General features: G+C 55.3%; 9 protein-coding genes. 3 read left to right on the plus strand and 6 right to left on the minus strand.

What is annotated here, in order from left to right:
* Positions 1–13 precede the first annotated feature (13 nt).
* Both DFP98_RS35620 and DFP98_RS35625 read right to left on the minus strand, forming a co-directional pair.
* Positions 14–844, minus strand: a complete 831-nt coding sequence (locus DFP98_RS35620) for an amidohydrolase family protein (RefSeq protein WP_116065402.1) — start codon at positions 842–844, stop codon at positions 14–16.
* A gap of 15 nt (positions 845–859) precedes the next feature.
* On the minus strand, positions 860–2,029 hold the full coding sequence (locus DFP98_RS35625; RefSeq protein WP_116065403.1) for a CaiB/BaiF CoA transferase family protein: 1,170 nt from the start codon (positions 2,027–2,029) through the stop codon (positions 860–862).
* Between the two features lie 146 nt (positions 2,030–2,175).
* Between DFP98_RS35625 and DFP98_RS35630 the strand changes: the two genes are divergently transcribed.
* Complete coding sequence (locus tag DFP98_RS35630; RefSeq protein WP_116065404.1) at positions 2,176–2,880, plus strand: FadR/GntR family transcriptional regulator; 705 nt, start codon at positions 2,176–2,178, stop codon at positions 2,878–2,880.
* Between the two features lie 54 nt (positions 2,881–2,934).
* Here DFP98_RS35630 and DFP98_RS35635 read toward each other — a convergent pair whose 3' ends face one another.
* Positions 2,935–4,443, minus strand: coding sequence for a protein adenylyltransferase SelO (locus DFP98_RS35635; protein WP_116065405.1), 1,509 nt, complete (start codon positions 4,441–4,443; stop codon positions 2,935–2,937).
* Between the two features lie 1,109 nt (positions 4,444–5,552).
* On the opposite strand from DFP98_RS35635, the gene DFP98_RS35640 reads away from it, so the two are divergent.
* Complete coding sequence (locus DFP98_RS35640; protein ID WP_116065406.1) at positions 5,553–7,331, plus strand: S-layer homology domain-containing protein; 1,779 nt, start codon at positions 5,553–5,555, stop codon at positions 7,329–7,331.
* An 18-nt stretch (positions 7,332–7,349) separates the two neighbouring features.
* Positions 7,350–9,917 carry a hypothetical protein gene (locus tag DFP98_RS35645; protein ID WP_116065407.1) on the plus strand — a complete coding sequence of 856 codons (2,568 nt, stop codon included), beginning with the start codon at positions 7,350–7,352 and terminating at the stop codon, positions 9,915–9,917.
* A gap of 59 nt (positions 9,918–9,976) precedes the next feature.
* On the opposite strand, the gene DFP98_RS35650 is transcribed toward DFP98_RS35645, so the two are convergent.
* The 3 genes from DFP98_RS35650 to DFP98_RS35660 all read right to left on the minus strand — a co-directional run bounded on the left by DFP98_RS35650 (position 9,977) and on the right by DFP98_RS35660 (position 14,045).
* A complete protein-coding gene (locus DFP98_RS35650; RefSeq protein ID WP_116065408.1) occupies positions 9,977–11,764 on the minus strand; it encodes an ABC transporter ATP-binding protein in 1,788 nt (595 codons plus the stop codon).
* Positions 11,761–13,527, minus strand: a complete 1,767-nt coding sequence (locus DFP98_RS35655) for an ABC transporter ATP-binding protein (RefSeq protein WP_246017064.1) — start codon at positions 13,525–13,527, stop codon at positions 11,761–11,763. Before DFP98_RS35655 ends, DFP98_RS35650 begins: the two co-directional genes overlap by 4 nt.
* Positions 13,528–13,694: 167 nt before the next feature.
* Positions 13,695–14,045 (minus strand): ribosomal maturation YjgA family protein, encoded by a 351-nt coding sequence (locus DFP98_RS35660; RefSeq protein WP_246017068.1) that lies wholly within the window; start codon positions 14,043–14,045, stop codon positions 13,695–13,697.
* Between the last annotated feature and the right edge of the window lie 34 nt (positions 14,046–14,079).

A 14,079-nucleotide genomic window follows, 5' to 3' on the forward strand; every position in this document is an offset into this window, starting at 1 on the left:
CGCTTCTTCCTCTCTAGATGCGGTAGAAAGCGGCTGCGGTTCCGCCCAGGATGGCTTCCCGATCCCGTAGCGCGTACCCCGACAGCGCCTTCTTCGTTTCTTCCCATACCGCATCGTAATCGCCATTCAGATTCGCGACCGGCCAATCGCTGCCGTACATTAGCCGACTCGCTCCGAAACAGTCGATTGCAAAGTCGATATAACGCTGCAGCTCCGAAGACGACCAATCGGGGGAGGCCGCCGTATTAAGCCCGGACAGCTTCGCGTACACGTTAGGACACGCCGCGGCTGCCGCCAGTTGAGACGCCCATGGCTCCCACCCTTTGTCCTTGATCGGCGGCTTCGCAAGATGATCGATGACCATGCGCAGATCGGGCACTTGTTCGGCCAGGAAAGGAACATGCTTCAGGTGGTTCGGAAACACAGCAACGACGTCGAAGGTCAAATCGCGTTCAGCGAGCAGCCTTAAGCTTTCGATGACAGCCGGCTGTACGACCCAGTCCGGATCCTTCTCCTCGTGTATCAGATGCCTGACTCCCTTGAAATAACGGTTTTTGGCATAGCGCTCCAGCTTAAGGTCCGCTTCGGCCGGCCGATTCAGCGGCACCCATCCGACTACCGCCCCCACCCAATCGTGCGATGCTGCGGTATCCAGCATATAATCGGTGTCTTCGTAGGAGTCCATCGCCTGGACGATGACCGTTTTGTCTATGCCTGCCTTGCGCAGCAAAGGTTCTAGATCGTGCGCTTCGAACGTGCGATAGATCGGTCCGTGCTCAGGCCCAAGCCATGGATAAGCCACTTTCGTCAAGTTCCAGAAATGCTGGTGCGCATCCACTTTCATCCTCTGCCAGCCCCCTCACATCTCCATCAATTGTTCTTGCGGTTCTTCCCCCATTTTCCTCCAAATATCCTCGGTATGCTCGCCGATTTTGGGCGATCCGACGGGAGAGAGCAGCAGCTCTCCGTCGATTCGAATCGGACATCGAGTCGTCTCCAGCTTTGCGCCCCCCGCGCGAGCAACCTCCTGCGTCATGGACAGGGAGCGGAACGCTTCGTGCTCCAGCAGCCGCGGCCATGTCAGTACGTCCGCGCACCAAATATCTGCAGGCTCCAAAATGCCAAGCCAGTGAGCGGTTGAGCGCTGCGATAGATGGCCCGCCAGCAGCTGCTTGATCTCGTCTCGTCTCGTAAACCAGGTTTTAGCGTCCGAGTATGCGGCAAGCGGCGCGCAGTCCAGCAATTCGCCCAATTGCGAAACCGGAGTCATCGCGATGGCAAGATAGCCGTCGGACGTCTTATAGATGCCGTAAGGCGCAGCCAGGTAGGCATGCGCATTGTTGATTCCGCTTCGCTGCGGAGCCTTCTCTCCGTCATTGAGGAAGGTGGTTAGAACCTCGAATTGGACGTCGAGCAGCGATTCAAGCAGACTGACTTCGACTAGCCCGCCTTCACCGGTTACTCCTCTTCGAACGAGGCAGGCCAAAATGCCTTGCACCAAATGCGCCCCGGCAAACATGTCGGCGACGGCCAGCCCCATTGGAACGGGACCTTGCTCTTGGTCGCCCGACAACCAGGTGATCCCGGAAAGCGATTGTACCAGCAAGTCCTGGCCGGGTTTATTTTTCCAAGGCCCGGTTTTCCCGTATCCCGTAATCTCTCCGTATACGATGCGAGGGTTGATTTTTTTCACAGCCTCGTAGTGAAGGCCGAGCTTCTCCATAACTCCGGGACGGAAATTTTGAATGAGGACATCCGCGCTCTTGATCAGTCGGATGACCTTGGAGAGATCGTCCGGGTCCTTCAAATTGGCCGCGAAGCTCATTTTGTTGCGGTTGATGGAATGGAACAGCGTACTGTCGCCGTCCAGCTCCAGGTTTGAAATATATAGCCGCCGGCACAGATCGCCTCCGTCGGGACGCTCCACCTTGATCACGCGAGCGCCCAAGTCAGCTAGTCTGAGCGAAGCCGAAGGCCCAGACAGGAACTGACTGAAGTCGAGCACGGTGAGTCCTTGGAGAGGTTTCATCGATTTCCTCCTATAATGGATTACTGGTACTACCACAAATATAAAGTACCACATACCTGCCGAAGGTGACAATAGAATTGAATTCGGTTTATGATAGAACAGTGGTAGTACCGCGAAATGGAAATCGATCAAAGGGGATTGTTCGGATGGCCAAGTTTGAATCGATCAAAAAAATTACCGTTACCGAGCAGATCATGGAGCAGATCGCTTCTCTAATCACATCGGGTAATTTGCAGCCTGGAGAGCAATTGCCCCCCGAACGCGACCTCGCGGTCGAGCTCGGCGTTACCCGGGGACGCATTCGAGAGGCGCTGCGTGCGCTGTCGCTAGTCGGACTGGTGACAATCAAGGCAGGGGAAGGAACTTTCGTATCGCTCAAGGAAATGCCCATTCCGGGAGAAACGATTGCCTGGATGTTCCATAAGGAAATCGATAATCTCGATGAGGTGTATGCCGCGCGCAAGCTGATCGAATCGGCAATCTATATGAGCGCCGTCGATCATATGGAAGAGAGCGAGTACGCGCCCCTTGAGAGTATGCTCGACGAGCTTGTCGCGCTCTCCGATACCGGTACGCCCGAGAAGTTGGCCGGTCTGCTCGATCATATCGACATCTACGTCGGGGACAGATGCGGCAATCAGATATACGCCAAGCTCATGCAGACGATCATCCACCTTCGTCGGCAAACAAGCCTGAAGCTGCTATCCGTGCCGGGCGCCGCCAAGACCGGAGCCGAAAACAGACAACGCATCGTCGAGCAGATGAAAGCCGGAAACAAGAGCGCCGCATCGCAAGCGCTCTCCGCCTTTTTTTCTCAATCGCACCGCTTTTACCGCAAAATAGGGGAATAGCGCCTATGAGAGGTTGGCCCATTCCGGATCAACCGGACGTTATCCGTCTCCGCGTTAAGTACCGCAGAACGTTCGATAGGGGAGCCCTGACGGATCGGGAAGCGTGCAGTACGGCGCTTGCTCGGCGGTATGCGCATAAGGCTGCGCGAGGACGGCAAGCAGCCTCTCCATGACGCTGTAGTCCCCGCGTTCGGCAGCAGCCTCCAGCGCTTCTTCCACTCGATGGTTGCGCGGAATGACGGTAGGATTGCTGCTCCGCATCATCTGCCGCGCTTCCTCCCGGCTTGCTACTTGCCGATCGAGCCTAGCCTGCCACCGCTCCTGCCAACGTTGAAATTCCTCGATCTCGTAGAGCGACGTCTTCTCCGGCTCGTCTTCGGCCAGCGCGCGGAAAGTATTCGTGTAGTCGGCGCGGTGCTTCTGCATCAGGACGAGAAGGTCTTGGACGAGTTCCTCATCCTGCTCCTCTGCATTGGAAATCCCCAGCTTTGCGCGCATGCCTCTCAACCAATGTTCGTGGTACTGAACTCCGAACTCTCCAAGGGCTTGTTCGGCAATGGAGATCGCCCTTTCCTCCTCGTCATCCAGCAAGGGCAGCAGCGTCTCCGCAAATCTCGACAGATTCCACAGAGCAATCTGCGGCTGGTTCCCATAAGCGTACCGGCCGTTCGAATCAATCGAACTGAACACTGTCGCCGGGTCATAGACGTCCATGAAAGCACAAGGGCCGTAGTCGATCGTTTCGCCGCTAAGCGCCATGTTGTCAGTATTCATCACCCCATGAATAAAACCGACATGCTGCCATTGAGCGATCAGCTTGGCTTGACGACGGATCACCTCGTTCAGAAGCAGAAGGGAGCTTCCTCTCGCGCTGTCTTTCCCCTCCCCGCCGACTTCGCCGTTCGCGGCAGCCTCCGGAAAATGCCGAAGCAGCGTATATTCGGTCAGCTTCCGCAGTTCCTCTGCGCCTCCCCACGCCGCCGCGTATTGAAAAGTTCCGACGCGAATATGACTGGCCGCTACACGCGTCAGTATGGCGCCAGGCAGCTCCTTCTCGCGCTGGATAGGCTCGCCGGTCGTCACGACCGCAAGACTCCGCGTCGTGGGAATGCCTAGAGCGTGCATCGCTTCGCTGATGATATATTCGCGCAGCATCGGCCCGAGCGCAGCCCTTCCGTCTCCTCCGCGAGAGTAAGGCGTTCTGCCGGAGCCTTTGAGCTGAATATCGAAGCGCTCGCCTGAAGGTGTAATTTGCTCGCCAATCAGCAAGGCCCTTCCGTCTCCAAGCCGGTTGAAATGCCCGAACTGGTGCCCCGCATAGGCCTGAGCGAGAGGCTCGGCGCCTTCGGGAATTCGGTTACCCGCAAATACGTCCGCCGCATCGTCGCTCCGCAGTGCCTCCGCGTTCAGTCCAAGCGACTCCGCCAGCCGCTCGTTCAGAACGACCAGCTTCGGTGCGCGTACCGACTTCGGGCTCATTTTCGTATACAACATATCGGGCAGCGCTGCATAGCTGTTATCGAAATTCCATCCCGCGCTCAGCGGTTTGTTGTTTATATCCATCGTCTCTTGTCCCCTTGGTTTTTTGATCAGCTATCCCCATCGTGTCACAGTTAATTATATTTTACAACAAGTGCCATTCCGATCTCGGTATTCCTTTGTTTTTCCCGGAAACTGCCGGTTAAACTCAATGTATTATTTCCGGTGAGTCATCCGAAGCAATTACCTATGCGGCTACCTAAGCGGTGAAATTCCTCCGCGGGAGGAACGAATTTTAAAAACTACGGCTGACCACCTGGCCTCCGCACTTCTGTCCCTCCACCGTCTAGGCACTTTTTTGGCCTCCACATTCCTGTCCCGCCACCGTCAAGGCACTTTTTTGGCCTCCATACTCACATCCCGCCATCGTCAAGGCACCTTTTTGACCTCCACACTCCTATCCCTCCACCGTCAAGGCACTTTTTTGGCCTCCATACTCCCATCCCGTCACCGTCAAGGCACCTTTTGGGCCTCCATACTCACATCCCACCGCCATCTAGGCACTTTTTTGGCCTCAGCTCCAAATCATCGGCTGGCTAAAGCAACCTTGTTTGCCTGAACCGTGGAGCGACAAATCTAATCTGAAACTGCGGGCACCTAGCATCTGCATAAGAGCCGCGCAAGCAGCGAGAAACAGGCGGAAATTCGAATCTGCTCACATAATCGGCACCCCGGGCTGTAGGGGCGGTCAGTTCGAGCGAAGTTTCATGATTCCCTCAAGTTTATGTATTCGAATTGGTCCGCTTTAGAAAAAAATCTCCCCGGTTGATAAGTTTATATTGTCTTTTTAGCTCCTTTTTGGTTCAATTTGTAATAACAATTTCACTAATCACCTTGGATAATAACTACAATTTTCAACAAAATTATTCCATTTTATTAAGATTTTCAACTTTATTAAAGAGTGGGATGCAGCTAGCAGTCTACGATGTACTGAAATATTTCTTGTTTACAACAAAATAAATACATTGACAATTTGTTATAAACATAAAATAATAAATACGAAATGTTACTACAATTTGAACCAATCAGTAAGGGGAGGGTGACTCAGTACTGCAACCGCTTTCGGATGGTTGGACAGATTCGGCGCAAAACAAGCTGGGGTTACCCGGTATAAAGCCAAAGGAGGAACGAATGTGAGAACAAAATTGCAAAAAGGGATCGCCATCGCTACCATGGCGTCGACCCTAGTATTCGCTGCCGGGCAATGGACGAGCGCATCCGCAACGAAGGAGCCGATTCCGGCTTGGGCTTCGGCGGAACTGGCTTATTGGGTGGAGGCCGGTTTATTGAAGGGGGACAGCAACGGGCTGCTTCGCCCGCAGCAAACGGTTAATAGGGCCGAATTTCTGACCTTCGTTAACCGTGTGTTCAATTATCAGGCTTTGAGCGATAAGAAGTTCGGGGACGTAGACGCTTCGGCCTGGTACGCCGCGGAGATCGCCAAGGCACAAGCCGCAGGCATTCTGCAGGGAGACTCCCGGGGCAATGCTCAGCCCCTGTCCGCGCTGACTCGGGAAGAGGCGGCGCTGATTCTAAGCCGAGTGTTCGATGTAGTTTCCGCGAATGCCCCGTCTGGAACGTTTTCTGATGATGCAGCAATCTCCTCGTGGGCGGCATCTGCAGTATATGCGCTGAAAGAAGCCGGTTACGCGCAAGGGGCGGGAGGAGCGTTCCAGCCGAAAAAGGGCATGTCCCGCGCTGAAGCTGTCAAAATGATCAGCAATATCATGGGCAGCCTGATCTCCGATTCCTCCGTACACGAGAATGTGAACGGACGCAACGTGGTGGTCAACACCGCTGGAGGAGTCCTGAAGGGCGCGAAAATCTCCGGCGATCTGTATCTCGCTCCAGGAATCGGAAATGGCGGCTTCACCCTTGAGGACTGCGTCGTCGAAGGTACGATCTACGTGCTCGGGGGCGGAACTCAGGGCATTGTTTTGAAAAATACGACGGCCGGCACGATCAAGATTAATAACCCGCAAGGCCAACCTAAGCTGACCTTGAGCGGAAGCTCTTCCGTGAAAAACGGGATCGAAGCGCTGACCGGCGCCGCGATCGTTAACGATTCGACCACTCCGATCGGCAGCCTGAACGTTCGAGCAGGGGCATCGGCATCGATCTCCGTTAGCGGAGATGTCACACTCCTAACGGTAGATTCTGCAGCAGCCGTGAGCCTGGGAACCTCGAAGATCGGAACGTTGTCTTTCACTAAGCAAGCCGGCGGCGCGAAAGCCAAGCTGGACGGGAAAGCGCAAGTCGGCAAGGTGATTGCGGATGCAAGCGTATCGCTGACCGGCTCCGGCGAAATTGGCGAAGCCGTCGTTAACGCGGAAGGCGTCGCTTTCGAGAAAGCGCCAGGCAAATGGACGTTAAATGCGAAGAGCGCGACTATCGCCGGCAAATCCGTCACACAAAGCTCCTCCGGCAGCGGCGGCGCTGGCGGCGGCGGAACCAGCGGCAGCGGCAGCGTGGACCTGAGCACGAAAATCTATAGTTACGACCAGGTGCTTAGCGGATTCGCAGAAACAGGAGCCTATGGAGACGTGAAGCAGTATGTGCGTTTTGTGAGAGATTCGACCTACAAACCGTCCGAGGCAAACGCGGTTATCGGAGCGACGTTGCCGAATTTCGCGAATTCCCACACATTCGTCAATGCCGATTATGACGTAAAACCTTCCATCTTCGCTGCCTTACGCAGCGTCAACACTTCCGTTCTGGACGCCAGACGGGAGAACCTGTGGATTGGCACGGACAATGGCGTCATGAAGATCAATTTGGCTACAAACGCCATAACGGAATATACAATGGAAAACAAACAGCTTGCGGACAACAAAACGCTGCTTCTGATCTCGGATGGCAGCTCAGGCGTCTTCGCTATTACCGAGAACGACGTATCGTACATTCGAAAATAAGGAAAGGGGACTGAATCCATGTTCAATACGACCAAACGGACCAAGCTGGCGGCGGGTGCGCTGGCGGCGGCCATGCTCTTCTCGCTTCCCGTCGGCCAGGCGTTCGGAGCGGCAGGCAAGCCTGCAGGAGCGCAGTATCAGACCTATCAATTGGAAGCTACGCCGACGAAGCACGTTTCCTACTATAAAGCGGGTGTGACTCTGCCCGAAACGATCGCTTGGGTGACTACGAAGGATGATTTGACGTTCCTCCCTGCCGCAGTAACCGGAGACGTAACGAGCGCGATCAAGGATGCCGACGGCATCTATTGGATCGGTACGACGAATGGCCTGCAGCGCGTCAATTTCAAGGAGAAGGATGCCCGGGACATCGTCCAGTACATGGCCGGACCGCGGTATATGTATGGCGGAGACGACGTCGTCACTGGCCTGGCCAGCGACGGCCAAGGCGGCGTATGGGTGCGAACGGCAAGCGGTGTGACGCATATCGAGCTGCGGATGAAAACTATTCTGGATAAAACACAAGTCTACGAAAAGTTGAACGATTCCGTGCAGGATCGCCGCGGCATGGTAACGGGAACGGAATATACGTTTACGCCGGATTCGGGTCAGACGGGCATTGATTTCGACATGGGTTCGTTTACGTCCAATCCGAAGACGGACGATAATGACGGCTTATGGACGTCCATGTATGCGATCGGAGAAATTTTCCGCTATCGGACGCTCAAGGCGGAGGGCGCAAATCAGAGCGAGATTGATGCGGCCAAGGCGGATGCGGTTCGGGCCACGAAGGCGGTACTGCTGCTGGACTATGTCTCGGGGCGGGGCAACGGCTTCCCGGCGCGCTCCTACATGCTGACATCCGAGAACGCGGCTCAGACGACGACAGGCGACGACTATGGGTATCAGAGTCAGAACGGCTTCTGGTTCCATCATCGCGTGAGCGTGACCGATGCCGTCTATGCGGCCTCCAATCCGATCATTCCGACGATGCAGCGGAGCGACAGCGTGCAGCCGATCGGCTATTCCATCGTTCGAGTGACCAAGGATTCGGTGAAAAAAAGCGGCGATAGGCTATTTCCGTCCGGCGGTACGAACGTGCTGAACTACAACGGAATCGGCTTAAGCCAGGAGGCGATCGACGAGCTCAACACGACGCGTCCGGTTGGACAAAAGCTGGGCATCGATATTAAAACCAAAGTGGATACGGTGGACGGAGTCGATGTGTATCAGGTTATGCCCGTCATAACAGCTAAAACGAACAACAATCAAGCTGACGAAGACAAGACGACCAGCGCGAGCAATCCTCCGCTGTTCCAACTGACCGTTCCGGTGTACGAACAGATTCCGACCTTCTTTAATGACCTGTTTCCATCAAGCGCCATCGGCTCCAACGGCTTCATCGACATGAACCAAATCGTCTATAAAGCGGATACTTCCTCCGACGAAGTGGCGGGCCATTCCGCGTTGTTCTTCACGGCTTATAAATACTTATGCGACGATTCGTCGGATGCGCAGCTTTCCGAGCTGAAGAATTACGTAGTGGAAGCGACTCACCGCATGGCCAATCTGATTCTCAAAAATGATAACTACTACATCGAAGATGCCACAGGAAAATCCACGCAATGGTCGCGTTGGCTGGCCAAGTATTTCAATGACGGCACTGGCGATATGCAAAGCCAGGCTCAATGGTCCTCCAAGGTCGGCGTGGACGCCAACGGAGACGATGCTCTGTCTTACGGCTTCGAGGACGGCCCGCTTAACGCGCTGCAACTGATGGCGTTCTTGAAAACGGCGTCTACTGTCACAGCGGAAGCATATCCGCTTGATTCGGCCAGATACCAAGCGGCATACGATATGGCTTTTGACGGAGAATACAGCAAAGCTGAGCCTTATGCTAACGGCAAAGGCTACATTCATCTGGCACAGGAATATATCGAACGCCGCCTGATTCGCCAAGCGACGAATGCCTACAATCATATGGGCAACGAAATTGTTACTCGCAACAACTATCGTTATACCGGCAACCAACAGAAGGACAGCAACATCAACTCCACCCTCCATAACGACTGGACGCAGTACATCAACTATTCCGACGAAGAGCTCGGATGGTTCCCGGTCTATCAGTTGGTTTTGCAGGAACAGGATTCGGCTAGACGCGCGGAGATTGTCGCCGCTTTTGATCAATGGTACGAGAACGAGGTCCGCGAAGAGAACCCGTTCTACACGTTCCTCTATCAATTGGCGCATCCCGAGGATACGACTGTAGACATCGCGTCTGCCGTTCGCTATATGTATCGCATGCCGGAATATTTGGTTTCCTTGCCGGCACAGTACAACCGTCAGGACGTCTTATTCATCGAAAACGGCGACCGGGACAAACTAGACAAGCAATTGAACTACGCCCTGCCGACGGACGAACGCCGAGTCATGAAAAACAACGGCAATCCGTTCCGTACCGACGAAGGCAAGTACAGCGTCGACCCGAACTTCAACTATACGTACAAGACGATGGAGAGCGGAACGATCGTTACGCTGCCTTACTGGCTGGGCCGCTACTTCGGAATCATCGAGGAAGCTAAATAATGAAAACACCCCCCAATGTTAGAACTAAGCTAACGTTGGGGGTGTTTTTTCTTAACCAACTATTCGTCCCGTTCTCGCGTTTCCGAACTTCCCTCGTCTCCGTACCACAGTCTGCGGAACGATTCGCTGCGCTCCAGCAGTTGCTCCGCCGTTCCCTCCGCCTCGATTCGACCGTCCTTCATAACCAGAATGTGGTCGGCGCGAGCAAGCGCCGCTTTACGGTGAGACACGACCAGGCAGGTCGCGTCTCCTCTGTCGCTGAACAGCCGCTCCCATAGCTTCTGCTCGGTTTCGACATCGAGCGCGCTCGACAAATCGTCGAATACATACAGCTCCGCGTTCCGCACGAGCATTCTCGCCGCCGCCGTCCGCTGAGCCTGACCTCCGGATAGCTTCACCCCTCGCGGTCCGATGACTGTCTCCAACCCTTCGCGAAAATGTCGCAAATCCTCCTCCATCACCGCCGTATGCAGCGCTCTGTCCAACTGTCCGCCTCGGTCTTCAAGACCGAGTAAAATGTTTTCGCGCAGCGAGTCGCTGTACAGCCTCGGAACCTGAGCCGAATAGGCGCTGCGCGGCGGGATAAAGAAATTGCCCGCGTCGTCCACCTCGCGCCCGTTCCAGAGAACCGTCCCGGCATCCTGCGGCAACAGGCCGAGCAGCGTGCGAACGAGCGTCGTTTTGCCGGAGCCGACCGGTCCCGTAACAACGGTAAAAGTGCCCCGCCGCAGATGCAGCCCGATGTCTTCAACGCCCCTTCCCGTCTCCGGATACCGATAGGTTAACCCACTGATATTGAGCTGCTCCAACCGTCCTTCCACGCTCAGTCCCGTCTCTGCAGCCCTTGTCTCCCGTTCCTTTTCGCCAAGCGTGTTCGCCTCTGTCAACACTTGGGCCGGCGCGCCTTGAAGAAGGCCCGTCAGCCGCTCCAAAGCGACCGACATTTGCTTGAAATAGGTCAGAAACTTGCCGAAGTTGGAGATAAACTGGGTCACGAACGTCAAATAATAGACGAACAGCGAGAAATCGCCGACCGTGAACTCGCCTCCGCGCATTTTGTGTCCGGCCAGCAGGAGAATCAGTCCCGTTCCCAGGTTTACCGTATTGGAGAACACGGAGTCCAACGCTTCGGACATCAGCTTATCCTTGAGCATCGACTTGCGGCGGTCGTCATTGAGCTTTCTGAACCGTTCCGTCACGCGATGCTCGGCGCCGGCCACCTGAATGGCTTGCACGCTGCCGAACATTTCACTGATCGCTTCCGTCACCTTCGCTGTCGATTCCCGGCTTGCCGCTCGATACTTCTGCAGCCTTGTCGTGGCGAGTTGCGCTGCGATAATTACGATGACGAGAGGTAAAAACACGAGCGTCGTCATTTCGGCGTCTATGCGCAGAAGAATGAAGCACGATACAACGGCGAAGCAGGTCATGCCGAAGACGTCTACCGACCAACTGACCGCCTCCTCCGATTGATCGACGTCGTCGCGAAAGTGGCTGATCGCCTCCCCCGGCGAGCCGGGAATCGCCCGCGCACCCGGACGCTTCAAAATGTGCTCGAGCACGTTGCGACGCAGAAGCATCCCCGCTCGGAAGCGGAAATTGACGTCCGTAATGAATCCCAGATACACGATTGCGCTCCTGGCCAATGCGAACCCTACCAGTAGCGCAACCAGAGCCCATATACTGAGTCCAGTTGCCGCATGTCCTGTCAACGAGTCGAAAAACTCCTTCGTGACAAGACCCGGCACTACCGGCATCAGATAAATCGCAGTCCAGACAAGCGCATTAAAAATATACCAACCCGGACGGTAGCGAATCATCCGCCACATATACGAGAATGTACTCATGCCAACACCTCCTCGAGGCCGGCAGCCAACATGCGGCTGAAGCGCGAATTCGAGTCGGCTGCCAACGCCTTTCTCGGCCCGCTCTCAATGATGCGCCCCTGCTCCAGAACGACGATTTTATCCGCACGTTCAACCGTTGCCAAACGGTGCGCGATCATGATGCAGCTCCGATCTTGCAGCAGCTTGTCGACGGCACGCTCCAGCCGATGCTCCGTTAGCGGATCAAGCCGCGACGATGCTTCATCCAGAATAACAAGCCCCGGATCGGTCAGGAACACCCGAGCGAAGGCCAGCAATTGTCCTTCCCCTGCGGATAGACTGCCGCCGCCCGAAGCCAACGACGTATCCAGACCGGCAGGCAGAGAATCGTACCAATCGCCCAGTCCCAGCTCGCGAAGCACGCCGATCATCCGCTCGTCGGGTACGCTTTCGTCATAGAACGTCAGATTGTCGCGAACGCTCCCTTGGATGATTTCGATGTTTTGCGTCACGAACGCAACCTTCGTCCGAAGCTCGCCAAGCTTGCACTCGCGAATGTCCACGCCTCCGAGCCGAACGCTTCCCTCACGGGGATCGTAGAAACGGAGCAGCAAACGCGCCAACGTCGATTTGCCGCTGCCGGTCCGACCGAGCAGCCCAAGCACTTCGCCGGGGGCAAGCCGCAGCTCAATGTCGGCCAGGGTCGGCTCGTCATCGTACCCGAACGTCACGCCGTCGAATACGATCTCCAACGGACCCGAAGGCAGCTCCGCTCCCGGACCGTCCTCGATTTTCGAACGCGTCCCCAACAGCTCGCGAATGCGCACCAGGCTGGCGTCCGCCTTCTGCAAATCTTCGATCTGGGTGCGTATCTTCTCGATCGGCTTGGCGAGCAGTTCCGTATAATAGAAAATCAGGTACACTGTCCCGATCGTAATGCTGCCCTGCTTCCAGAGGTAGGCACTGATCGCAAACGCCATCGCGTTGCCCAAGGCGAACACGATAATCGTCGTGACCCACATCGAGGCGAACCCGAGGAACGCTTTCGTGCGCAGTGGCAGCATCCGGCGCAGCAAGCCGTAAAAACGTCGCATAACAAAACCGGTCGCTCCGTTAGCCCGAGTATCCTCCGTTCCCTCCAAATGCTCGCCGATAAAGCCGTAAAACTCGGCATTAATCTGCCGCCACTTCGTCCAGACCGGCAGCGCAAACTTGCGAATCCACTGGATGACGAACACGGCCCCGATCACGAAGAGAAGCATTCCCGCTCCAATCAGCGGATTTTCACGGAAGAGGAGGATGATGATCCCCGTCATTAACAGCAGGTTGCCAGCCAAATGAATGATAAAGCTGGAGAAGAAATTGGCAAGCGCGTTGACATCGCCGTCCACCCGTTCGATGATCGAGCCTGTCGTATTCGACTTATGGAACGACATATCGAGCTTCAGACCGTGCTCGGCCAGATCGCCCCTTAGCTGATTGGTCGTGCGCCAAGCCAAATTCTCGCTCACATAAGTCGCCACGACTGAGACGACCTGCTGGAACAACGAAAAGCCGATAAATAGCAGCGCGGCGTAATAAAGCGGTTCTAGCGAACGATCGGATTGCGCCGTATCGATAAAATAGCGAATGATTTGCGGATTGACCAGTTGCAAACCGATCGAAGCGAACAGCAGCGCCGCCAACCCAATAAGCGTTTTTCGCTGCGGCAGCAGATATCGGCTCAGCATCTCGTAGTAATGGCCGATGGATCTGGTTTTTGCGGTCTTTTCTTTATTTTCCATGCCTAACCCCCTTGCGCCTCAAACGTAACAAAAGCGATAACCGGCCCTGTTACAGGGGTTATCGCCGATTATTTGACTGTATCCGAATCCTCTTCAGCCGTCAATCCGCCCAATGGCAGATTGGTCCGTGTTGGATAATGCGCCTTTTCTCAGCCTAGAAAGCCTTATCAGCTTGATCTGAATCCCGCACGCAGCCCATCAATCCCGAAGGCCACCGCACAGCCAACTAAATAACGAATCAAATCCACCGCCAAGAAGCCATGACCTAAAATCAAAGCCCCCAACGTCGTCGCACGAATGCCGTTGATCCAGTCCGCTTGATACAGTTGGCTGAACTCGATCGCAAAGCTGAAGCTCAGCGCCGCCAAGAAGGCCATCAGTCTGCTTCTTTTTATTAATAGGGCCCGGAAGCCGCAGTAGACCATCGCTGCCCACAATGCGTCTCCGGCGTGAGCCGAAATCAATGACGGCAACTCCGACGAATACTTTCTGACGCCGAGTCCCAGAACGATAAGCATCGCTGCGGCCGCCAGATAAAGCATGCGATGTTTT

Source organism: Cohnella phaseoli (genome assembly GCF_003386235.1).
Lineage (GTDB): Bacteria > Bacillota > Bacilli > Paenibacillales > Paenibacillaceae > Cohnella > Cohnella phaseoli.